Annotated in this window: 18 protein-coding genes and 1 pseudogene; all 19 read right to left on the bottom strand. The window is 68.6% G+C overall.

What is annotated here, in order from left to right; all coding sequences use genetic code 11:
• Positions 1 to 202: 202 nt before the first annotated feature.
• Positions 203 to 1918 (bottom strand): site-specific integrase, encoded by a 1716-nt coding sequence (locus ACWDZ7_RS40465; protein ID WP_451803765.1) that lies wholly within the window; start codon positions 1916 to 1918, stop codon positions 203 to 205.
• Positions 1915 to 3693 (bottom strand): hypothetical protein, encoded by a 1779-nt coding sequence (locus ACWDZ7_RS40460; protein ID WP_451803764.1) that lies wholly within the window; start codon positions 3691 to 3693, stop codon positions 1915 to 1917. Before ACWDZ7_RS40460 ends, ACWDZ7_RS40465 begins: the two co-directional genes overlap by 4 nt.
• Positions 3693 to 3992, bottom strand: coding sequence for a hypothetical protein (locus ACWDZ7_RS40455; RefSeq protein ID WP_451803763.1), 300 nt, complete (start codon positions 3990 to 3992; stop codon positions 3693 to 3695). Before ACWDZ7_RS40455 ends, ACWDZ7_RS40460 begins: the two co-directional genes overlap by 1 nt.
• 687 nt (positions 3993 to 4679) lie before the next feature.
• Complete coding sequence (locus ACWDZ7_RS40450; RefSeq protein ID WP_451803762.1) at positions 4680 to 5489, bottom strand: MFS transporter; 810 nt, start codon at positions 5487 to 5489, stop codon at positions 4680 to 4682.
• Positions 5486 to 7519 (bottom strand): ATP-binding cassette domain-containing protein, encoded by a 2034-nt coding sequence (locus tag ACWDZ7_RS40445; RefSeq protein ID WP_451803761.1) that lies wholly within the window; start codon positions 7517 to 7519, stop codon positions 5486 to 5488. Before ACWDZ7_RS40445 ends, ACWDZ7_RS40450 begins: the two co-directional genes overlap by 4 nt.
• Positions 7516 to 8799, bottom strand: coding sequence for a protein-L-isoaspartate O-methyltransferase family protein (locus tag ACWDZ7_RS40440; protein WP_451803760.1), 1284 nt, complete (start codon positions 8797 to 8799; stop codon positions 7516 to 7518). Before ACWDZ7_RS40440 ends, ACWDZ7_RS40445 begins: the two co-directional genes overlap by 4 nt.
• Before the next feature lie 59 nt (positions 8800 to 8858).
• The gene (locus tag ACWDZ7_RS40435) at positions 8859 to 10373 is read right to left on the bottom strand and encodes an NUDIX domain-containing protein (protein ID WP_451803759.1); all 1515 of its coding nucleotides are present in this window, start codon (positions 10371 to 10373) and stop codon (positions 8859 to 8861) included.
• A 66-nt stretch (positions 10374 to 10439) separates the two neighbouring features.
• Positions 10440 to 12476, bottom strand: a complete 2037-nt coding sequence (locus ACWDZ7_RS40430) for an ABC transporter ATP-binding protein (protein WP_451803758.1) — start codon at positions 12474 to 12476, stop codon at positions 10440 to 10442.
• A 313-nt stretch (positions 12477 to 12789) separates the two neighbouring features.
• Positions 12790 to 14439 (bottom strand): GntR family transcriptional regulator, encoded by a 1650-nt coding sequence (locus ACWDZ7_RS40425; protein ID WP_451803757.1) that lies wholly within the window; start codon positions 14437 to 14439, stop codon positions 12790 to 12792.
• A 153-nt stretch (positions 14440 to 14592) separates the two neighbouring features.
• Positions 14593 to 14736, bottom strand: coding sequence for a hypothetical protein (locus tag ACWDZ7_RS40420; protein ID WP_451803756.1), 144 nt, complete (start codon positions 14734 to 14736; stop codon positions 14593 to 14595).
• 181 nt (positions 14737 to 14917) lie between these two features.
• Positions 14918 to 16165 (bottom strand): acyl-CoA dehydrogenase family protein, encoded by a 1248-nt coding sequence (locus ACWDZ7_RS40415; protein WP_451803755.1) that lies wholly within the window; start codon positions 16163 to 16165, stop codon positions 14918 to 14920.
• A gap of 39 nt (positions 16166 to 16204) precedes the next feature.
• The gene (locus ACWDZ7_RS40410; RefSeq protein WP_451803754.1) at positions 16205 to 16798 is read right to left on the bottom strand and encodes a GAF domain-containing protein; all 594 of its coding nucleotides are present in this window, start codon (positions 16796 to 16798) and stop codon (positions 16205 to 16207) included.
• Between the two features lie 56 nt (positions 16799 to 16854).
• Entirely contained in the window at positions 16855 to 17421 is a 567-nt protein-coding gene (locus ACWDZ7_RS40405; protein WP_451803753.1) for a GTP-binding protein, read from the bottom strand.
• A 13-nt stretch (positions 17422 to 17434) separates the two neighbouring features.
• Entirely contained in the window at positions 17435 to 17818 is a 384-nt protein-coding gene (locus ACWDZ7_RS40400; protein WP_451803752.1) for a DUF742 domain-containing protein, read from the bottom strand.
• Between the two features lies 1 nt (position 17819).
• Entirely contained in the window at positions 17820 to 18227 is a 408-nt protein-coding gene (locus ACWDZ7_RS40395) for a roadblock/LC7 domain-containing protein (RefSeq protein ID WP_451803751.1), read from the bottom strand.
• Positions 18224 to 19882 carry a sensor histidine kinase gene (locus ACWDZ7_RS40390; protein WP_451803750.1) on the bottom strand — a complete coding sequence of 553 codons (1659 nt, stop codon included), beginning with the start codon at positions 19880 to 19882 and terminating at the stop codon, positions 18224 to 18226. Before ACWDZ7_RS40390 ends, ACWDZ7_RS40395 begins: the two co-directional genes overlap by 4 nt.
• Positions 19875 to 20555 carry a hypothetical protein gene (locus ACWDZ7_RS40385; RefSeq protein WP_451803749.1) on the bottom strand — a complete coding sequence of 227 codons (681 nt, stop codon included), beginning with the start codon at positions 20553 to 20555 and terminating at the stop codon, positions 19875 to 19877. The genes ACWDZ7_RS40390 and ACWDZ7_RS40385 overlap by 8 nt, the downstream gene beginning before the upstream one ends.
• The gene (locus tag ACWDZ7_RS40380) at positions 20552 to 21028 is read right to left on the bottom strand and encodes a hypothetical protein (protein WP_451803748.1); all 477 of its coding nucleotides are present in this window, start codon (positions 21026 to 21028) and stop codon (positions 20552 to 20554) included. The genes ACWDZ7_RS40385 and ACWDZ7_RS40380 overlap by 4 nt, the downstream gene beginning before the upstream one ends.
• 437 nt (positions 21029 to 21465) lie before the next feature.
• Positions 21466 to 21867: pseudogene (locus ACWDZ7_RS40375) on the bottom strand (glycoside hydrolase family 15 protein); the annotation flags it as partial.

The following is a 21867-nucleotide window of genomic DNA, read 5'->3' as shown; positions in this document are numbered from 1 at the left end:
CCTCGCGACTTCTGCTGAGCCCTCCAGCCCCGCAGCATTGCGTCGAACATCGCGTCCTCCGGACGCAGTTGGACCACGCCGGACACGAGCTCCATTTGAGCAGCCCCGGCCAGGGCTACCTTCTGCTGATGCACCACTCCAGGCCATCCCTTCTGGAGGGCAGATCATGCATCAGACGGGATCTATCTGGCAACATGCCTGCTCAGGCGGTCAGTTCGTAGTAGCGTTGGAGTTCGTCAGCCCGTCGCCCTGAGCTTGCGACCTGCGGCTTCTCGCCCGTCTGATGCAATTCCCGAGGGTTCGCATAGCCCTCGGTGGTGACCACGGAAATATGCTTGAGGTGGATCTTGGCGGCCAGCAGACCACCAGGCCGGTGCGCCATTTCCACCGCGAGAATTCTCCGTAGCATCCGCAGACTGACCGGCACCTCGGGGATCGGCGCCAGCCCAAGGCGGCGGCCATCTGGGCCATTGACCCAGGTAAGGAACCCTTCGTACGGGGTGAAGAAGGAGAGCGACGCGAAGAGGTGACCGGTGTTCTGCACGGGGTCGGCGAGTGCGGCGGCTACACCGGCGGTGTCGTACGCCTGCTTGATGGTCACCCACTGATCGTGTTCACCACCCGGCTTCCGGCCCTTGATGACCTTGCCCTTCAGGCGGTAGCGGAGGCGGCCCTCGCCGAGCTGTTCGGGAGGCAGGCGGCAGTCGTGGGTCAGCTCAGCCAGTTCACTCTTGCGCATTCCGGTCAGTGCGGCGAGCGCGATCAGGCAGGCTGTGCGGGCCCGGGAGAGCTGCAGCCGGGCCTCGGTGGTGTTCATCGGAAGGGTCCAGGAGACACTGCCCCGTCCGTCCGCGCGTTCGACCAGGGCGGCCGCCCGGCCCCAGCGTTTGGACAGGCCGACTTCCCTGACAGCCTTCTCCAGCCGGCCACGCAGCGTGGGCAGCCACGTGTAGTGGAAGGCGCGCCGACCGGTCTCGTGGGCGAGGGAGATCAGGTTCACCCGCAGCAGCGGATCGTCCAGATCCCAGCCGTTGGCCAACCGCTCGGCTACGACGTGATCGAGGGCGGCATCGAACGGATCAGCCTCCTGTACGTGCCGGTCGATGGCCTGCGCGACCTCGACCTTCCAGGTCGGACGTCCGCCGTTGCGGCCCGGCCGGTTCGGCACCATCTCCTGCAACTGCTGCTGGAGTTCCATGGCGTGCGGTGCCAGCACCTCCACCACGTACAGGGCCGCTGCGACCAGCGGTTGGAAGACGTCGTGGCTCAGCGGCGGTGTCGTGTTGCCGGTCCGGCGGACCATCCCGGCGACGGAGTACGCCGTGCGTCGCCCCCACGGACGGAAGCCCGACACGTAGCCGCCGGTGGAGAACAATTCGGTGTAGTAGCCAAGCTCCTGGATGACCGCCACGACATCCATGCGGTAGCCGGGGCTGCTGTCGCGGATCACGACGCCGTGCTTGTCCCGTACCTTCTTGCGAACTTCCAGGTAGGCGGCGCAGTGCTGCTGGGTGACCTCCCCGAGATCGTCCACGCCCTGCTCGGTGAGCCAGTTCAGCCAGCCGGTCAGCACGGTCAGCCGCCCGTGCACCGTGGCTATCTGCACGGGCGTGCGGTAGGCGCGAGCAAGCTCCCGCACAGCGGGGTGGTCCGGTGCGAGCCGGGCGAAGATGAACTCCTTTGCGAGTTCCCTCCACTGGGGATTGAGGATCTCGGTGAAGAACAAGATCCGGGCGTACCGGGCAAGATAGCGCGGCATTCCGATGACACCCGTGAAATCCCAGACTTCGTCGTCGAAGTGAGGGTGCGGGCCCGCGCCGTGGACCGGCAGACCGGCCGCAGCGCACACGTCCTCACCTCGAAAGACAGAACGCGAAAAGGTGGCCGCGAGGCCCGTGGGATGGTGCAGGGTGGTCATACGGTGTGCTCCTCAGGTCGCAGGGGAAGCTCGGCATCGGAGTCGGTGACCTTGGCAGCGGCTGCCCGTAGCGTGTGCTCGGAGAAGTACCGGTCGGGGGTCAGGATCTCGTCGAGACGGTGGGCATACGGGCCGAAGACGGGGATGAACTCGGCGGTGGTCATCTGCTGCCACTGGCGGGAGAAGAACGCCCGTAGGCGCAGCAGGTTCGGCAGATGGCGGGGGGCGAACAAGGCCAGCGGGCACAGCAGGCACACCCAGGGGCGTGCCGGACAGGGCTTGCCCTTCGGCCCGTGGAGTCCCGACAGTTGATCTGCGCATGCGGCGGTGAATACGTCGCGTTCCCCGGACAGGAGGTGCACCAGGGCATTGTCGTCCAGGCCGAGCCGCTTCATGTGTTCGGGATAGTTCTCCACCAGGTCGGCCAACTCGGCGGTGGCCAGCACCAAGGGCGGCAGCGCCCGGCGCACAAGGTCCTCCTGGGCCTGGGCGATGATGTCTTCCGCCGCCTCGCGCTGAGCCGGCGTCGTGTTCGTCAGGTAGTGGTCCCCCTCAACGCCGGGGGACCGGTTCGGATCGAGCGTGGTACGGCGGCTGCCACGCCAGTGTGAGCGGTCTTTCAGCGCGTCGTGGGTAGTGCGGATGCGGTGCCGGTGCAGGGCCAGGGGAAGGCCGTCGTCGCCGCTCATCTGCGTGGGGCGCCCGTCCTGGTCGACTGCTTGGCGCCGCTCGACCCAGCGACATAGGGACAGGCGCGTGGGCGGCTTGACCAGCCAACGCTCTCCGGCCCATGTGCCGCTCGGCGTGAAACGCACCCAGAGCTCGGGGCGCAACTCCTTGGGCGCGAAGCGGCGGGCCACTGCGGAGTGATCGAGCCACTGCTCCAGCAGGCGAGTGGCCTGACGCGACAGAGCAAGGCTCTCCGCCGCCGTGCGGCCCTTGACGTAGCTGAGGAGGATCTTCTCGTCACCCGCCCACTCGATGTCGTCGAGCCCCAGGTCCGCGATCCCGTCCGGCACGACCCCGGTGTAGGCGCCGAACAGCAGCTGATAGGCGATGATCACGTCCAGGGCCGGGATCAGCGGATCCAGCACCGCACGAAGACCGACCCCGTATCTCTGCCGGAAGGGCAACGAGCCGTACTCTGCCATCTCGCTGACCAGCGGGTCGGGCCCGTTATTCAGCACCAGCCAGTGATGGGCAGCACGCGCACGAAACGAAGCCCCTGGCCCATCAGCTGACGCAGCCTGCCCACGGGCCGCGCAGAACGCGCGGAAGGCGCCATCGACCTCCGCCCGGCAGGTACGGATAAGCCGAGCCCACTCGGCCTCGCTGTACGACTGGTGCGAGCCGTACCGCTTACCCGTGTTGAACAGCCGGCCATCGACGAACGCGCGCACATCCGGCGCCAGAACCTGCTCCTGGTCATCCGCGCAGCGCAACATCGCCCGCAGCGCACTCTCTTGCGAGGAGCGCACCCCTTGCCGCCAGTACCGGGCGAGGAGCGCGCGCGTCAGGTCGGATATCCCGCCGGAAAACCCGAACTCCACCAGCCAGTCGGTGAAGCCGCGGACGGCAGTGAGGTAGAGGTCGAAACCTCCCGCGCTGTCGACCTGACCATGCGGATGGACAAGATCTGTCGCGCCCTCCAGCAGCGTGCGCGCCAGCCCCGGAAGCTCCACCGGCCGCCGCACGCGTAGACGACGGCGGTACTCCGACCCGTCGCTGAAGACGCAGTGCACACCCAGCGGCTCAAGGGTGACGGTGGCCGGCATCAGACCCCCGCCGGCTCGTCGTCGAACTCAGTCTCGACCTCCACCTCGACGTCCTCGTCCAGCAGCCCGTATTCCTTGCCGACCCGCCGATACAGGGAGGTGAACAGGCGCGGTACGTCCAGACGGTGGAGGTACGATTCCGTGGTCAGTGAACTGGTATGTCCGAGCAGATCGCGCAGAATCAGCAGCGGCTCTTGGGTCCGCAGGTAGTGCGCCAGGGCGGCATCGTCATCGGTGTCGCGGACCTGCCGAGCAGCCTGCTCGTACCAGCCGCGCATCAGCCGTGCCATGGTCGCCATGGCCATAGTGTGCCGCAGCCGGTGCGGGTTGACGTGCGGGAAACGTGGCTCGTATCGCTCGCGGATGCGGTCGGAGGTCCTGGCGAGGCTTTGCCTGGCGCCGCCGTGACTGGTTGACCCGCCCGCGACGGACTTGCCCCTTGAAAGCCCAAACTGCCTGCCGATAGGTGAACGGCTCGAAGTCCGCGTACTCCTCGTCCTTCGCCCACTTGTAGAACCCCGCCAGGATGCCCATGCTCTGGTTCCACGTGGACGCCTCGAAGCGGTGCTGGATGGGGCCCTGGGCTCGATAGACGGAGTACGCGCTCAACGCTGCCTTCAGGTGACGCCGCGAGTCGAACAGGGCGACCCCGTGCCCGGATATGAACTCCAGCCACTCACGCACCGTACGCACGTAGTAGGACCACGAATTTGGCGATGGGCATCCATTCGCTGGCAGTTCGCAGGCCCAGCAGTTGATCACGGTGGCGGGACGGATGCATTGGCTGTCCTCGAAGAGAAGGTCGTCGTCGACCAGTAACGGCATACCGTCCGGGATCGCCGGCCGGAACGCAAGTCCCCAGGATTCCCAGCCTGCTGATGAGTACCTCGATTGGTGCATGGCCGATGAGTATCAATGCAACCCGACTCAGTGCAATAGGCAAACAAGCAGGTCAGGCGTGCATCAGTCGGTAAGCAACACCGTCGTTAAGCGGGAACAAGCAGGTACAGGGCCCAGACGGTGTTCATCATGCCCAGCGCGAAGCTGATCACCGCGTTAGTGAGCGTGAGCGTGCGCAACGTGGGGTCGGTGAACACGTACCGCAGACCTTCGCGGATATCGGCGAGCTGCTGCCCCGGCCGCGGCGTGGGCGGTGACTCCGTGATGGGGATGTTGGCGATACACCACGCGCTGACCGCGAAGGACAGGGCATCGGCCGTCACCGCGCGGGCGGCGCCCAGCACACCGACGAGGAACGCGCCGACGGTGCTGCCTGCGGTGGCCGCCACGGAGAAGACGGCCCCGATGCGGCTGTTGCCCTTCTGGATCAAGGAACGGTCCAGCAGACTAGGCACGTAGCTGATGGCTGCCGCGTCGTGGACGACCGCGGCGGTGGCCTGGGTGAAGGCGACGACCATCAGCTGGTACAGGCTCAGCGTGCCGAAGGCCGCGGACAGGGGCAGGGTCGCCAGGACCGCGACGCACACCAGGTCCCCACAGATCATCAGGGGGCGTTTGCGGCGGCGGTCGGCCAGGGCGCCCGCGTGAAGTGCGAACAGGACGTTGGGCAGCTGGGCGAGGAACGTGAGCAGGGCGACTTCGCCGGTGGTCGCGTGGAGTTCGACCACGGCCAGGTAGGGGAGGGCGACACTGCTCACCGAGCTGCCGGCCACGCTGGTGGCCTCCCCGAGCAGGTAGAGGCGGAAGGACCGATGCCGCCACAGGCTGGCGTCCTGCTCGGTGGGCGCGGGCGCTTGGCCGTTGAGAGGTTGCGGCTGATCACACGAGGACGTCACATTCCACCCCCGGTGCTGACGTCGTCTCGCACGTTCGCCTCGGGAGTGGCGTCCAGGTATCCGGCGGCTTGGAGGGCGAACATCGAGGCGTATTCGCCGCCCAGCTTCATGAGTTCGCGGTGCGTGCCGGATTCGACGATCCTGCCCTGGTCGAAGACGTAGATCATGTGGCAGTCGACTACGGACGCCAGGCGGTGGGAGATGAGCACGGTGATGCGGTCGGCGCGGTGCTCACCGCGCAGAACGGCCTGGAACACCGCGTGCTCGGCCTTGGCGTCCATGCTGGCCGTCGGCTCGTCCAATAGCAGTACCGGGGCCTCCTTGTAGAGGCCGCGGCCGACCGCGACCTTCGCCCACTGCCCGGCCGACAGCTCCTGTCCGTCCCGGAACCTCTTCGACAGCACCGCCCGCCAGGTGCCCGGCAGCGAGGCGATGACGGGCTCGGCGCCAGACGCCCGTGCGGCGGCCAGGGCCTGATGCGGGTCCGCCTCGGTCAGGGTGCCGCGCGAGACCGTGATGTTCGCCAGCGCCGGGAAGGGGAAGTGGACCGGATCCTGCAGCACCGTCGCGACCCGGGACTGTACGGACTCGCTGTCCATGTCCAGCAGGTTGAGGCCGTCCCAGGAGATGGACCCCTTGCTGGGGTCGTGCAGGCCCGCGATCAGGCGGGATGCGGTGCTCTTGCCGGAGCCGTTGACCCCGACGAAGGCAACCGTGGTCCCCGTCCGCAGCGTCATCGATACCCCGTCCAGCGCTGGGGTGTCCGACCCCGGATAGGTGTAGGAGACGTCGCGGAGCCGGATCTCCTTGACGGTGGTCGGCGCGCTCACGCCGGTGCGCCGGGGCAGCAGCTTGCGGCACTTCTCCTGGAAGCGCAGCAGGTCATCGACCCACATGGCGTGCTCGTAGACGAGGTGGGCGACCTGGACCGCCTGAGTCATCGATGCGTGGCTGCTCTGGATGGCCAGCACCGCGCCGGCGCCGGCGGCGAGAGGCAGCCACCCGTTGAGCAGCATGGCGAACAGTGCGGCGTAGGTGATGCCGCTGCCGACCCCGCCCACCGCCTTTCCGATCAGACACAGCCGGGCTGAGCTGAGACCAAGCCGGGTGTCCTCCGCCGCAATGTGCTCGGACAGCCGGTGGTGCTCGGCCAGGAGCGCGCGCTGCGCGGTATCGGAGCGCAGTTCCGCGGCGGAGTCCCGGTCCAGCAACAGCCACGAGAACACGTTCACCCGGCGCTGCAGCGCGTTCCACCGCTTGAAGCTGTGGAACCGGTCGCGAGCAGCAGAGATGGCGGCGGCCCCGACCGGCAGCACGGACAGCGGCAGGAGCGCGATCAGTAGGGGGTGGAGCAGGGTGATCACGCCGGCCGTGCCCACCAGGCCCAGCAGTGATGATGCCAGGGTGACGATCTGGCCGACGATCTGCCGGGCGTAGAAGAGGCCCCGGTCCCGGGCCCGGTACGCCTCGTCGTGCCAGTCGGCGTTGTCCACCACTTCCAGCCGGACGTGAGCGGTCAGCTCTAGGAACTTCCGCTCCAATGCGGTACGGATCTTGGGTGTCAGCCGGGCCTGGGCCACCGAGACCCCGTACTCCAGCAGCGCCCGTGCCGACAACATCACGACCACGACCACGAGCTGCGGGGCGGCGGCCCAGAGCCGGTCCGGGGTGGGGCCGTCGGCCACAACGTGCTGGACCACTCCGACGGTGGCCATCAGACCGAAGGCGAGCATGGCCGCAGAGGCCAGCTGCATCACGATCAGCCGTACGGTCGCCCACCGGTCGGTCGACCAGGCCAGACGGCCGACTTGGCCCACGATCCGTGGCAGGCGGCCCAGGATTTGCCCGAGGGTGGCGCTGGCCGCCGCACCGTCGTACACCGACCAGTACGCCTCCTTCAGATCTTCTGTGATGTCGCCGTCGTTGTCCGTTGCCAGGGAAGATGGCGGCAGGTCGAGGGTGCGCTCGCGGGGACGCGGCACTGCGCTCGGCTGATCGCCGGCGGGGCTCTTGCTGAGCGGATCACTCATGCGCGCTCACCGGCCGGTGACGGGAACCCCGCCTTGTCGGGGTGCGGCAGCGCCCACTCCAACGCGGCGCGGTCGGTGCCGGAGCTGACGTGCTGGGTGCCGTCGGCGGCGATGTCCAGGCGGTACGACGACGGCTCGCCCGCAGCCACCCAGCGAGCGTGTACCTCCTCGACCTGCTCCCAGATGGGCCGCTCGCCCAAGGACTCGGCCATCCACCCGCCCCCGGAGGCAGGGCGGACGACGACCCATGAATCGTCGCCGGGGGCGACAAGAGTCAGATGTTCCGCCTTGTAGTCCCGCACCAGCCCCGGAGCCAGGTAGTCCAGCGCGAGCCACATTCCACGCGCCGTCTTCTCCGGCGGAGCCAGTGTCGTGCTCCTGCACTGGCCGGGCTCGGCCGCGATCCGCTCGCGGTGGCCGAGCACGCTCAGCCACTCGAGCCCATGCGCAGGGCGGTGCCCGCTGCCCACCGCGCGCAACGTGCCCTCGACGCAACCGCTGCTGGTCCGCTTCACGACGGCCCGGCCGGGCCAGCTGGGGGAGCGCGTCGTCACTGTGGTCAACAAACGCCCACCACGGGCGAGTTGCTCCACCCATGAGGTGGGCACGCTCTCCACGGCGAAGCCGGACAGCATCCGCGCGTACGGCCCATCTGCGGGATATCCGCCGTATCCATCTCCGGTGACGATGTGGGGCCGGTATCCGAGCAGTGCGAGCCGTTCCCGCAGGGCATCGGTCAGGTTCGGGTCGCGATCGAGGAGCGTCACCCGGTTCGCGCCGCAGATGCCGCACGCCACCGCTCCGGTGACACCGGAGCCACTGCCGAGGTCGAGATACGACAGGCCGTGCTCCAGTCGCAGCTCGGCGAGCATGTCGGCCGTCATGCTCATCGTGCTGGACATGGAGGTGATTCGGCCGCCGGTCACGGTGCCACGCCGCTGGTGGTCAAGGCGCTCGCCGTTGTGCTGGATGCGGACGCTGTCGCCGTTGTGGAGCACCTTGATCCACTCGTCCGCGTCTTCGGGGTGGGAGCCGTCCAGGAGTTGCCACACTCCCGGTTCGACGTCGTCCGCGACGCGCCGGACGTACGCGCGGGGGAAGAGCACGTCCATGCGCAGCGAGAGCAGGGCCTCGCGGACGACCGGGTCCACAGGGCGGTCGGCTTCCAGCCGGGCGACCATCTTCCGGCTGGCAGCGGCAGCGGCCTCGGGCTCGTCGGCGGGCACGGGAAGGGGAGGAGGCGGCGTGCGGTGGGGAGCGGAAGAAGTGGGCTGGTGCATGCGGGCCTCCAAAGGGCTGGTCGGAACAGCGGGGCAAGTGATCGGCGGGTGTGAGCGGGTCAGGACTCCTTCGACGTCGTCGCGATGACCGAGGGCAGGCGTGCTGCGGGCCAGCCGAGTTCGGTGTAGGTACGGCCGGCGGCGATGCCTTCGAGCGCGGCCTTGGCGTACGGGACGATCGGCTGGGGCAGCGCGCCCTTCGGCCACCAGGCCCACGCGCTGCACTTGTCCGGCTCCATGAGCTGCGGCTCGCCGCTCCAGCGGGTCACCCGGAAGATCAGTTCCACGAGCGGCCGGGGATTGTCAGGGTCCAAGAGATGCACGGTGTGCACCAGGTCGAGGTGTTCGGGGGAGAGGAGGAGACCGAGTTCCTCCTCGGCCTCGCGTACGGCGCACTGCTTGACGGACTCGTGCTCACAGCACCCGGCCAGGTAGTGCCAAGAGCCGCGCGCGTAGCGGACGTCGGGGTGGCGCAGGCCCAGCAGGATGCGACCTTGGTCGTCCTGGAGGTGGAGGTGGACGCCGATGCCGTTCAGCACGGTCCGACTGCCCCCGTCCCATACCTGCGGTGCTGCGTCCGGTTGCGCCTCGCGCGGGTGTTCGGCGGCGTGGCGGCGGATCAGGCCGGCGAGTCCAGGGCTCAGGCGCAGCCGCTCCAGCTGGTCGGGAGCGGACCAGTGCAGCAACACCCCTTCCCGCAGATCGAGAAGGTCGGGATTCCCCTTCCACCGGCCGGTGAAGACCTGGACGGATACGTGGAGCCCGTCGACGCTGGTGTCCTCCTCCACGGCGTACGGCTCCAGCTCTTCCAGCCGCAGCCCGGGGACCTCCTCGGACAACTCCCGCCGCAGCGTGTCTTCGAGACTGGCGTCGCCGCGCTCGCGACCACCGCCGAGCAGAGCCAGTGTCCAGGGCTGCCAGATACCGGGCCGGTCATCTCGCAGATGCAGCAAGTAAGAACCGGCGCCGTTGTGGATCAGCACGGAGGCGTTCACCGGCTCCGGCTGCCCGTCCAGCTGCGCCCCGAGGAGTTTGGCGCGCAGAGTCGGTGAGGTGACCTCGGCGAACGAGAGCCACTGAGCACCGGACACCTCTTCGTCCTGCACAGTGACCGGCGGGTGCTGCTCGTCGACGAGGTAGAACGCGTAGCGGAAGTCATAGATCCGGCCAGCCGGGTCGCCCTTGGAAGGGCTGGCGTCACTGTCCTGGACGGCGACGTCGATCGGTACGCCGAGGACTTCAGGCGTCAGGCACAAGACGCCCGGCGCGATCCCCGCCTCCTGCGACACCGCCCGCAGCGCCGCAGCCAGCAGCGTGCGGTCCCCGGGTTCGACGCAGCCGCCCGGCACGAGCATGAGGTCACCGATGGCCCGGTGCCGGATGTGCAGGGCGCGGCGCTGGCTGTCGATGACGACGGCGCTGCATGTCACGTGCCCGGGCAGCGTCGTGCGGGCGGTCACGTCCACAGGCCTGTCCAGTGCGGCGAGCAGCCCGGCCAGGGCGTCACGCTCGTCCGGGTGGCGGTCGAGATACCTGTCGATGGTCGTGCGGATCGCGGAGGAGCTGGGTGGCATGAGCGGTGTCTCGCCTTCGACGGGGGCGGTTCTGTGAGGCTGGCTGGAGAAGTCCGTGGTGGCGGGTCAGCTCGCCGTCTCGTGGTCGGGCGGCTGTGCACTGCGGGGGCCGGGGAGCGCGCCGGGCCCTGGTGCGATGCCGTACTGGGCGGCCTGAGCGGTGAACATGCCCTCGTAGAGACCGTCTTCGCGCGCCATCAGCTCCTGGTGGCTGCCGGTTTCGACGACACGCCCCTCGTCAAGGACGTAGATGTGGTCGGCGTTCATGGTGGCAGCCAGACGGTGGGTGACGAGCACGACCGCATGACCTTCCTGCGCCAGCGACCACAGCCCCTGGAACGCGGCGATCTCCGCATGCGGATCGAGCGCCGAGGTCGGCTCGTCGACCAGGAGAACCGGCGCACCCCGGTACAGGGTCCGAGCGGTGCCCAGCTTCTGCCACTGCCCGCCCGAGAGCTGCACACCCCGCTCGTAGCCCTTGAAGACGATCGAGTCCCAGCCGTGCGGCAGCCCCTCGATCAACTCCAGGATGCCCGCTTCCCGGGCGGCCCGGCGGACAGCGTCCATGTCGCGGGGGCGGTCACCGGCACCGATGGCCACGTTCGCGGCCGCCGTCATCTCCCAGCGCGGGAAGTCCTGCGCCAGCACGCCGACCGCCGCGAAAACCTGCTCGCGGTCCGCGTCACGCAGCTCGACCCGCTCGTCCCCCTCGCCTTCCCACCACACGCTCCCCTCACCGTCATCAGGCAGGAGAATCCCGGCGAGCACCTTGGTCAAGGTGGTCTTCCCCGACCCATTGGCACCCACCAAGGCGGTCACCGCACCCCGGCGGATCTCCACACTCACCCCCTGCAAGGCGGGACATTCGGCGCCCGGGTAGGTGAACGTCACGTTCTCCGTCCGCACCGCCCGCACTGGCGAGGGAAGTGCGGCGCCACCGTGCGGAATAGCGTGCTTGCCCGCGAGCTCGATGGCGTCCTCGGTGTCGGTGAGGAACAGCAGCTCCTCATAGAGCCGGTTGACTTGCTGCACCAAAGAGGTCAGCCGCGCGGTCGAGGTGCGGATGGCGACCACCGCAGTCCCACCGACCGCGAGCGGAAGGCCCCCGGCGGCCAGCAGCCACCACAGCACCCCGTAACACCCCAGCGACGCGAACCCAGCGAAGCCGCCCGCGACCAGGTCCGTCGTCGCCTGCGCCCGCGCCAGACGTCGCTGCTCGGCCTCCGTCTGCCTCGACATCTCCTCATAACTGGACAGTAGCTTGGCCCCGGCCCTGTGCACGCGCAGCTCCCCGGCGGCGTGCGGGCGGGTCAGGTAGGCCAGCAGAGAGGCGATCGCCCGGCGGTGATCGACCCAGTTCAGGCGGGAGATGTACTCGCGGCGGGCGGAGCGCACGGCGCCCCACCCCTTGGGCCAGGCGATGGCCAGCAACATCGGCAGCAGCATCCAGTGCAGCGACGCCAGGACCACGGCGGCCGCCGCCATACCGATGACGACGTTGCCCACGCCGACCGACAGCCGCAGCATGCTGCGGGCCGAGTCGGTCCCGAACTTCCCCGCCTCCAGCACCCGTTGCACTTCCGGCCGCTCGGTGGCCTCCACTTCGACGCCAGTCACAGCGGTGTAGTAGCGGGCCGAGACCGCACGCTCCACCTGGGGCTCCAGCCGGCCGGACATCGCCGTCGACCACGCCGTCAGCAACGCCGTCGCCACGGCCGTGACCGCCAGAACGATCAGCGACGGAAGCGAGTCACGGAGCTTGCCCGCGGTCGGACCGTCCGCGAACAGCTCGCCCAGCACACGGTTGACCGCCACCAGCCCCCACCCGGCCGCCACCCCCTGCCCGAGCTGCGCCGACACGACCGCACTCAGCGCACGCCGGTCGGTCTGCCAGCCGGTCCGCAAAACCATCCCCACCATGCGCGGCAGAGCGGCCGCCATATGCCCGAACCCCAGCCGGGTCAGCGGACCTTCGTGCCGTACGTAGGACTGGTCGTAGCGCAGCCGGCCGCCGTACAGCTCCCGTTCCGCGTCCGAGAGGGTGCCTGTATCCGTGGCCTGTGCGCTCTGAGCCGCGTCGCTAGGGGGTTTGTCTGATGGCAACGTGCCTCCTTGAGTGGTGTTCTGGGTGGTGTCGTGGAGTCAACGAGGCGACCCCTCCTTTCGAACACAAGTCTTTCGGTCGTACTGCGTAGACGGTGGTTGAGCGGTTCCCCGAAGGTGCACGGCGCACGGACCCTTGCTGTGCACGGATTGGCGCTGAGCGTGGGCTGGCCGAAACGCCGATGCCCGCCCCCCCCGTAGTGGCCCAAGCACCGAGACGACCGGTGAACCGGGACCGGGACACAGAATCAATGAGGGGGGAAGCGGCCACGTTGAGGAAGTCGCGCAGGCACGCGGTCACGGCCGGGCCGCATTAGGACAGAGCCTTGGGCGGCGAAGCGGGCCCACCGGGCTGAACCGCCATCACCGCCCATGCCAGCCCCTCAGGGGCGGCTGTCCCGGGGCCGGATTGCGCCCCTCGGTGTCGGGGGAGCGTCGTGAGGGCCTCCTCGATGGGCCAGTGCCCTTTGCGAACGCGGTGTTTCAGCGTTGAGTACGGAACCACGCAGCGCTTGTCACAGGCCCACTGCGGGAGGGTCTTGGTTTCGCCCCACACGGAGTAGGACTTGCCGTTGCTGCGCACGGGGCTCATTTCCGTCGGCAGCAGGTCAGAGCGCGGCATGTGGTCGGCCAGTGCCGTCACCCACGTCCCGAGTTTGGAGGCATCGTGGGTCTCCAGGAGCCCTGCCTTGATCAGAGGGGCGATGCCACGTGCCACCGATGCTGCTCCCGTGCCGAACTCCTCGGCGAGCAACTTGAGGGACGGGATTCTGCTGCGCGGCGGATACACGCGGTCGGCGATCCTCCGACGCAGCACCTTCTCGACATGCAAGGCGGTCGGCACGAGCTTTTCCTGGTCGGGAATCGTCCACGTCTCGCTCGCGATGGCGACACGTGTGCCCAAGCCGGCCTTGGTCTCCAGCAGTCCCTCCTGCCGGAGAAGCCGAACGGCACAGGAAACCGCCCTGAGCGGGGCCCCGTAGCGGCTGGTCAGCTCCGGATAGGTGACAATACGGCCCGGCTTCAACTCGCCTTTGTGGATCTGGCTCCGTAATTCCTCATGAAGCTGGAGAACCTGTGTACGTGCTATAGCCGAGAGGCTGTGGATCTCGCGAAGCAGGGCGTCCGGTATGCCCTGCAGAGCACGGGGCTCGATGTCCGACGTACTGATTGCGTCACGGACGGCACCGGGTTGACGTGACTGCGGACTGCCGCCTCCTTCACCCTTGCACGGGGCGGGAACGATCGAACATTGTGTGGTGAGGGCGTGCCTGAGCGGCCAACCATGCTGGATGACCCGCGCTTTGAGTGTCCCGTACGGCACCTCGCACCGCTTATCGCGACTCCACTGACCGAGGGTTTTGGACTCTCCCCATACCCGGTACAGAGTGCCGCGGTGGTGTGAGGGCCGCTCGGCCAGCTGTAGAACCTTTTCCCGCGGAGTCCGGCTGACCCGCCTGGTGACCTTCGTCCCGAGCTGCTTGTTGCTGTAGGTCTTCAGAAGACCTTCGGCGAGCAAAGGGGCGAGTCCGTCCCGGACAGTCTTGACAGATGCCCCGAACTCATCCGCGAGGATGGACAGGATCGGTATCCGAGCATCCGGGGGATACACCCGGTCGGCGATCCTCTCGCGCATCACCTTCTCGACGTACACGCTGAAGGGCATGTCTTTGTCCCGGTCGGGTACGGCCCACGTCTCGCCCTCGATGACCACGCGCGTGCCCAGACGGGGCCTGGTCTCCATCAGCTCGTCATGACGCAAGAGCCCCACCGCGTAGACCACCACTTCAAGCCCGGCACGGAAGCGGTGCATCAGCTCCGGGTAGGTGATCACGTGACCTGGGGGCAGCACCTGGGAGCGGATCTGATCACGCAGCTCCTTGTAGAGCCAGAGAATCTCAGCGCGGCGGGTGTCGGAGAGCTGCCGCACAATGTGCCGCGGCAGGTCATGGATATCGGCCATGTTCTGTGAGCGTGCCTTCTTCTTGGGGCAGGGCGTGGTCAGACACTCCCGAACCTTCGCGGCTGCTGGACGTCGACAGCGAGAGGGCCGGGGCGAGGTTGGGGGGCAGTGTCTTGCGATTGCTGCGCTGTGGCGTGTTGACGCCGTCCTGGGTTACTCGGTTCTGGTGCGTTGTCCGCCGCGTGGGCGCAGTGGGACACCGGCACTCAGCAGTGTGCCGTGGGTCAGGCGCTGGCCCCGCCGTATGTCCCTCAGGATGAAGGGGATGTCGTCGGGCGACTCCGTATCTGCGGTCATGCGCGCTCCATTGCGTATCTGCTGGGGGTGAGGGCGCGGCCGAAGGTGGCTACGACCAAGGCGTGGTCGGACACGTCGGCGACTGTCTGGTCGGCGAAGACCTCCAGTGACAGCTCGGCCGGTGCAGGGGCGGCCCAACGGGATCCGCGACGTGGCTCGCCCCTGTGCTCACTGCGCCGCGTCAGAGCCCTTCATCGCCGGGCCAGTGGGCAGGCGTGATGTCGTGCGGGGTGTCCGGGCGGGTGAAGCGGGCTGACCACTGGAAGCGGTCCCTGCCGAGGGTGGCTTTGCCCAGGTGGTGAAGCTGGATGTCGTCGGGGCCAGCCGGCGCGGCGATATGGCGGATGTCGCGGTCCAGGCGGGCGAAGGGGTGATCGGTGCGGGTCGCGTAGCCGCCGAAGAGGTCGGCGGCGTGCTGGGCTGCTGCTTCCGCGGCCCGTTTGGCCGTGAGTTTGGCGTTGAGGAGCGTGGGGTCGCACGGCACGCGCCGGTCGAGGAGCGAGGAGGCGTGGTAGACGGCGAGTTCTGAGGTCATGAGACCGGAGCGGATCTCGGCGACGCGTTTGCGGACGACGGCGTTGTCGGAGAGGTGACCGCCGCGGCGGGTGCGGGTGGTGAGAAAGGTGATGGTGTCATCGAGGAGCCGCTGGTGCAGGCCGAGCGCGACCGCGGCCAGGTTCAAGCGCCCGCACACCATCGATGCGCCGTACGCGGCCATCCAGCCCTGTCCTTTCTCACCCAGGAGGTTGGCGGCCGGCACGCGGACGTTGTCCAGGAGGAGCGTGCCGGCGCTGAACCCGTGCAGGCCGACAAAGGGTGCCTGTTCCAGGGTGATGCCGGGGCGGTCGGCTTCGATAAGGAATGCCGAGAGCGTGTCTGTGTCCCGCCTGCCCGGTGTGCCGGTGCGGGCGACGACCAGGTGCAGCCCGGCGATGTGGCTGTTGCCGATGAAGCACTTGTGGCCGTCCAGTACCCAGGAGCCGTCGCTCTTGGGGTAGGCGGTGCTGATCATGCCGAGGATGTCGCTGCCGGCGTCGGGTTCCGTGACAGCGATCGTCGTCCAGAGACCGGCGGCGATCTGCGGCAGCCACTGCGTGCGCTGCTCGGGGCTGCCGAGAACCTGCAGGGCGAGGGCGGGTATGAGGGAGGCCTGCAGGATGGCACCGGCCGCACCACTCCAGTAGGAGAGCTCCTGGATCAGGAGCATCTTGGCGACGTGTCCGGCGCCCATCCCGCGGTAGGGCTCTTTGGGAATGAGGACGCCGGTCCACCCCTGATTCGCCAGGAGGGCGGGGATGGCGGTGTTCGCGTGAGTGCCGGCTTCTTCCAGCCGCCGGGTGAGCGGCGCGATCTCCTTTCGGGCGAAGTCGCGGGCTTGCGCCCGCAGACGCCGGTGTTCGTCGCTCAGGTACGGCTCGACCTCGGACATCATCTGGCTCCCCTCCCTGTCAGTGGCCGTGGTCGCAGGTCAGATCAGCGTTCCGCGGGATGTGTGAGGTGCGAGCAGTGCGACCGCTTCCTCCGCGAAGCGCTTGCTGAGGTCGACGGCCTCGCGGTCCCATTGGGTCTCCTGCCTGCCGATGACGCAGGCCGTGCCGAGGCTGATCCCCGTGGGCCGGTGGATCATCGGGGCACCCAGGTAGGTCTTGACGCCGAGTTTGTGCATCGCGCCGTTGCCGGCGCTGCGGGGGTAGTCGAGAACGTTGTTCAGCGGAAAGGCCTTACGGCGGTCGAGGGTGTACACGCACCAGCCTTCGGTGCGGCTCATGGTGCGCTCGGTGTGGGGCGCGCAGGCCCGTCCGGTGCTGTGGCCGCCCGCCGCGCGTGGTGTGGACAGTCCGGCGAAGAACTGGTCGTGGGTGATGATGTTGACGATGCCATTCAGCTCCAGGCCGCCCGTCAGCGCGCTGGCGGCCTCGGCGAAGCGGCTGGCGAGCGCGTCCAGTTCCTGCATCGGGCGGGGGTCGTTCAGCCCTAATTCCTCCAGCAGGGCCAGGCGCTTGGGGAGTTCACGGTCGATGGGTGCATCGTGGCGGCCGGTCGCGTTGTTGTAGGTGGGCATCAAGGCTTCCTCAAAGGTGGCAGCCGCAAGGGGCTGGTCGGGAGGTTGTGTCAGCGTCATGTGGTGGCGCGTTGATGGGCGTGCATGACGAGTTCGATCAGTACGTCGCGTGCCGAGCCTCGGTCTCGAGCGTCGCAGGTCAGCAGGGGGACGGCCGGGGCCAGGCCCAGTGCGTGCCGCACTTCGGACACGGGATAGGGCTCGGCGCCCTCGAAGTGGTTGACGGCGACCAGGAAGGGGATGTCCTGCACCTCGAAGTACTCCACGGCGGCGAAGCAGTCCTTCAGCCGTCGGGTGTCGGCCAGGACGATCGCTCCGAGCGCGCCGCGGGTCAGGTCGTCCCACATGAACCAGAAGCGGTCCTGGCCGGGCGTGCCGAACAGCATCACCTGCACGTCGTAGGTGAGCTTGGCCCTTGTCACGGGCAGCGTGATGCGTCCGACGTCCATGGCGACGGTGGTGGTGGTTTTCGGTTCGGTCCCGGTCAGATGGTCAACGTCCTGACTGGCCACGGTCATGACCTCCTCGGTCCGCAGCACCTCGATCTCGCTGAGCGCGCCGACCAAGGTCGTCTTCCCCACGCCGAAACCGCCGGCGATGACGACCTTGACTGCCACCGCCATGCGCACTTCGGTGTCAGGACAGGTTGCGTAGGCCATTGAGGACGTCCTCCAGGATGCGTGGGTCTTTGCCTGCCTCGGAGGGATCGCGCAGGCCGGCTGGCATGGGAGTGGCGAGGTAGCCGTCGTCGATCAGGTCACAGACCATGATCTTGACAACTTGGAGTGGCTGGCCGATCGTTCCGGCGATCTGCGCGAGGGAACAGGCGCTCAACCGGCAGGTTTCGAGGATCGGCAGGTAGTGGGGCTGCGGGGCCGCATGAGGAGCACCGACGGCGGCGATGACCAGGGCGGTGCGGTCAAGATCTCGGGACGGCTCGGAGCGGCCCCGCACCAGGAGGTAGGGACGGAGCGGTCCCAGACCGTCCCCAGCCCCCGGTGCGGCCGTATGCCCGCTCATGTCAGATGCGCTGCCGCGCAGGCACGGACAGACTCTGCGGCACCTGCTTGGCCAGCAGCGCCATCTCGTAGTGGATCTGGCCGATATCGGCTCCAGGCTCGCTGACCACCGTCAAAAGCGCCCCGGAACCGGCCTCCATGACAAGCAGGTTGGTGTCTCCCATCTGAATGAGGGCCTGATCCACCACGCCGTCGCTCCCGAGCCTGCTGCTGGCGCCTTTGGCCAGGGAGTGCACCCCGCTGGCAAGGGCGCTGAGGACATCGGCGAGTCCGGAGGCGTGATCGCCGAGATTCACCTGGCCCTTCAGCATCCCGTCCTTGGAGGTGACCAGCGTGGAGCGCACACCACGGGTCTTGTTCACGAAGTTCTGCAAAAGCCAGTCAATAGGGGGAGCGGTGGGGGTGATCATGCTCGTCCTCCGTGCTGGTGAGGGCTGGTCGCGTCGGCGTCGGCGTCGGCATCTGCGTCAGCGGCTGTGGCAACGGGCTCGGGCTCGGGCGCGGCCCGGTCCACTCCCTGGGCGAAGGCACGCACTACGCCTGGATCGGGCGCGCTCTCTCGGGAGGCGGCCGGGCGCTGCTGTTGGTCCAGCAGTTCGGGATGGCGGTAGGACTTTGAGGGGTCGCGTGCCGGCAGCGGTGTCCGGGCTGCTGCCTGCCCCGTCGCGGCGGGGTGGCCGTGCCCGGGCAGCCGGGGAGCGCGCCGTTGCGGCAGCGGTGCCTTAGGGCTCGCTTGGGCTGAACCGGCGCTGGGATCGGTCGTGTGGACAACCGGGAGCGCGAGGGTGGTTTCCGCGGGCATCTGCCCTGCGGAGCTGTCACCGGCACCGAGGGGCACGGACGTCGCAGACGGTGCCTTCGCAGGCGCGGAGGCAGACGCCCGGTGGGCTCGCGTTGACGTGTCGCCCTCGTGCAGCTGAGGGGCCGGGATCACAACGACGGCGGTGATCGCCCCGTACACGTTGGTTTCCAGGTGTACGTGCAGGCCATAGCGCTGGGTGAGTTCGGACACGGCCCAGATCCCCAGGCGTCCGTCGCGGACGTACTCGTTGGTGTGGCGCGCGGTGCCTGCCAGCAGCTGGTTGAGGTGCTCCAGGGTGGCGGCCGGCATCGAGGTACCGCGGTCCTCGATCTCGACGCAGGCTCCCGCGGGAGCCTGCGTCAGGCGCACCCTCACCGGATGGTCGGGCGGGGAGAAGGTGAGGCCGTTGTCGATGAGTTCGGCCAGCAGGTGCGCCAGTGCGCCCGTGACGCGGCCCCGGACGGTGGTGTCGATCGGCGCGATCACCTCGACACGGCGGTAGTCCTCGACCTCCTGGATCGCATGCTGCAGGACAAGCGACAGCGCGGCCGGCTCCCGGGGCTCCTGGGGTGCGCCGCCTCCCAGGATGATCAGGCTGTCGGCGAAGCGCCGCATGCGGGTCGTCTTGTGGTCCAGGACGAAGAGCCCGCGCAACACCTCGGGATCCTCGGTGTTGCGCTCCAGGTCATCAAATCCGCTGATGGCCTGGTTGGAGAGCCCCAGCATGCGACGCCCGAGCACCAGCAGTGCAGCCCGGTCCCTGTCCGCCGAGCTGTTGGCCACCAACACCTGGATGTCGCGCACGAAAGCGTCCCAGGCGCAGGCCAGTTGTGCCAGCGGGTGATGGCCGGGGCTCGCGTCCGGCAGGGCACGGATCTGCGGCTGCTCCCCGCGGCGTACTTGATCCATACAGGCCTGGATGTCCTTGAACGCCTGCGGCAGCCCGTCGCGTAACTGGCCGGCCCACTGCGCGTCGACCGTGGCCTGGTGCTGGAGCGTGTCCGCCACGGACGTGCTCATCGACCAGGCCGCCGCCGAGGCGAAAGCGCACGCGCTCGTCACCGCGGACCAGATCAGCCAGCCGTGTGAGATCTGGCGGGCAGGATCACGCGTCAGACAGATGGCGATGAGGAGCATCGGCGCCGTCACCAGGGCCGGCAGGACCGCGATGCGATGCAGTTGCCGGCGCAGCGTGCGCGGTGCTGGCGCACGACGGCCCGTGAAGTGGTGACGGGCACGCGCGGGCGCTGTGGTGTCAGACATGGCTCGCCTCGCCCTCGACCGCCGGTCCCGAAGGGCCGGGTACCGGAATCTCGCAGCGGATCACAGGTGCCAGGCCAGGCCGGGCCTGGGCCCTGGCCTGCAGATGAACCACACGCTCGCCGCTGGGCAGGCAGTGCAAGCCCGCCTGCTCCCAGCCGCATTCACCGCGCAGGAAAGCACTCAGGCGCCCGGGCACCGCACACCTGTGCGGCTTGGGCTCGCGGACCTCGCAGCGCGCCCAGGTGCAGCCGATGCGCGCGGCGAAGTCGGTGGCCCACAGCGTCATGAGCCGGCCGATGCCCTCGTCCTGGCCTCGCACACTGTGCGCATCGCAAAACAGCACGCTCGGCTCACTGCCCCCGGGCCCCCAGTGCTGCAGGACCGGCTCGCGGTGCAGGTGCAGGTACCCGATGAGGACCTCATCCTCATAGAGGCCCACCTCGTCGGTGTCCGCATCCGGGCAGTGCTGGCGGGCATCGGTGTAGCCGCGCTTGGCCCGCCATCGTTGGCGGTCCTCCCTCAGCGCTTCCACCTCGGCACGGGCGGCCGCAGTCCGTACCAGACGCATCACGTAGGCCGAGGGGCCGGCCCCAGGCGAGGACAGTGTGGACGCGGGTGCCGCTGCTGCGTGGGCATCGTGATCGTGCCGCGGCGACATGCTGGTGCCGCTCACTGGGCCGCTCCGCTGGTGGACTCGGCGCTCTGCGGGGGCGCAGGCACCAGGATCTGCCAGGCGTGTCCCAGGGCCACCAGATGGGCCGGGTCAGCGGCACCTGCCTTGGCACACAGCTCGTCGATGCGATTACGCAAGCCCTTCACGGGCAGATCGCACACCCCGGCGATCGCGGTGCCTTCGGCGTACTGGGCCAGTGCGCGCAGGAGCAGCAGCTCGGCATCGGTGAAGTCGGGGGCAGACCCGGCCGGGGTGGGCGGGGGCACCTGACCGGTGGACAGCAGCACGTGCGCCAGCACCGCTCGCGAGGAGCCGGGCGCTGCCACGCGGGTTCGCAGACTGAACAGAAGGGTCCGGGTCGTGATGGGGGAACGGTGCCGGTGCGCGGCGAACTCGGGCAGGGTGCCGTCGACAAGCCGGCGAGCGGCCTCTTGTTGGACCGGCGTGAGTGCGGTGGCGATCGTAGTGGTCATCTCGGTTCCTGGTCGGGTCGAGTATCAGAGGGCTGCAAGCACGGGGGCTGGCGCCGGAACTGGTGGCCGGAGCGAGAGCACCAGCACCAGGGGCGCGTCGCGCTCACCGCGCGGGGTCAGGCGCGTGTGCGTGCCAGGTGCTTTCGGCGGGCAACCGGCGTGAAGGCCGGGGGAGTTGCAGGCGGCCGCACGGCCGGGTCGGGTTGAGGCGCTGCAGGTTCCCGCTGCTCGTGTCCTACGGCAGTGCCGTGACCTGCGGCTTCACCCGGTGTCTCATGCTGTGTCCAGCCGTGCATTCCCACGGCCGTGTCCAAATCCTCCGGATCGTTCCCCGAGGACAGGTCTCTGACCTGCGCACTGTCGGCCAAGGCCGCCGAATGGCCACGGTTCCTGGGAGTAGGACACGGAGCCTGGGAACCTACAGGCGCGGTGGCGCTGTACGCGCCTGAGGTCGTCAGTCTGAGGGCCGTGTCGATCATGGCGACGTGGCTGAACGCCTGCGGGAAGTTGCCGACCTGGCGCTGGGCCGGGGAGTTCCACTCCTCGGCGAGGAGCCCCAGGTCGTTGCGGAGCGCGAGGAGCTTCTCGAAGAGCTTGCGGGCCTCGTCGACCCGGCCGATCATCGCCAGGTCGTCGGCCAACCAGAACGAGCAGGCCAGGAACGCCCCCTCGTCGCCTTCCAGGCCGTCCAGGTTCTCCTCGTCGCTGGAGGTGGGGTAGCGCAGGATGAAGCCGTCCGGCGTGGACAGCTCCCGCTGGATCGCCTCGATCGTGCCGATGACGCGCTTGTCGTCGGGCGGCAGGAAGCCCATCTGCGGGATCAGCAGCAGCGAGGCGTC

This window comes from Streptomyces sp. NPDC003032 (assembly GCF_053591415.1).
The sequence above is the reverse complement of the archived record's forward strand: the minus strand, read 5'-3'. Positions and strand labels throughout refer to the sequence as shown.

Excerpts from the sequence above, each read along its gene's own strand:
- ACWDZ7_RS40440 (WP_451803760.1), bottom strand. The coding sequence starts at position 8,799 with ATGCACCAGCCCACTTCTTCCGCTCCCCACCGCACGCCGCCTCCTCCC.
- ACWDZ7_RS40460 (WP_451803764.1), bottom strand. The coding sequence starts at position 3,693 with ATGCCGGCCACCGTCACCCTTGAGCCGCTGGGTGTGCACTGCGTCTTC.
- ACWDZ7_RS40435 (WP_451803759.1), bottom strand. The coding sequence starts at position 10,373 with ATGCCACCCAGCTCCTCCGCGATCCGCACGACCATCGACAGGTATCTC.
- ACWDZ7_RS40380 (WP_451803748.1), bottom strand. The coding sequence starts at position 21,028 with ATGACCACTACGATCGCCACCGCACTCACGCCGGTCCAACAAGAGGCC.
- ACWDZ7_RS40415 (WP_451803755.1), bottom strand. The coding sequence starts at position 16,165 with ATGTCCGAGGTCGAGCCGTACCTGAGCGACGAACACCGGCGTCTGCGG.
- ACWDZ7_RS40420 (WP_451803756.1), bottom strand. The coding sequence starts at position 14,736 with ATGACCGCAGATACGGAGTCGCCCGACGACATCCCCTTCATCCTGAGG.
- ACWDZ7_RS40405 (WP_451803753.1), bottom strand. The coding sequence starts at position 17,421 with ATGGCGGTGGCAGTCAAGGTCGTCATCGCCGGCGGTTTCGGCGTGGGG.
- ACWDZ7_RS40395 (WP_451803751.1), bottom strand. The coding sequence starts at position 18,227 with ATGATCACCCCCACCGCTCCCCCTATTGACTGGCTTTTGCAGAACTTC.
- ACWDZ7_RS40445 (WP_451803761.1), bottom strand. The coding sequence starts at position 7,519 with ATGAGTGATCCGCTCAGCAAGAGCCCCGCCGGCGATCAGCCGAGCGCA.
- ACWDZ7_RS40410 (WP_451803754.1), bottom strand. The coding sequence starts at position 16,798 with ATGCCCACCTACAACAACGCGACCGGCCGCCACGATGCACCCATCGAC.
- ACWDZ7_RS40400 (WP_451803752.1), bottom strand. The coding sequence starts at position 17,818 with ATGAGCGGGCATACGGCCGCACCGGGGGCTGGGGACGGTCTGGGACCG.
- ACWDZ7_RS40390 (WP_451803750.1), bottom strand. The coding sequence starts at position 19,882 with ATGTCTGACACCACAGCGCCCGCGCGTGCCCGTCACCACTTCACGGGC.
- ACWDZ7_RS40425 (WP_451803757.1), bottom strand. The coding sequence starts at position 14,439 with ATGGCCGATATCCATGACCTGCCGCGGCACATTGTGCGGCAGCTCTCC.
- ACWDZ7_RS40455 (WP_451803763.1), bottom strand. The coding sequence starts at position 3,992 with ATGGCGACCATGGCACGGCTGATGCGCGGCTGGTACGAGCAGGCTGCT.
- ACWDZ7_RS40465 (WP_451803765.1), bottom strand. The coding sequence starts at position 1,918 with ATGACCACCCTGCACCATCCCACGGGCCTCGCGGCCACCTTTTCGCGT.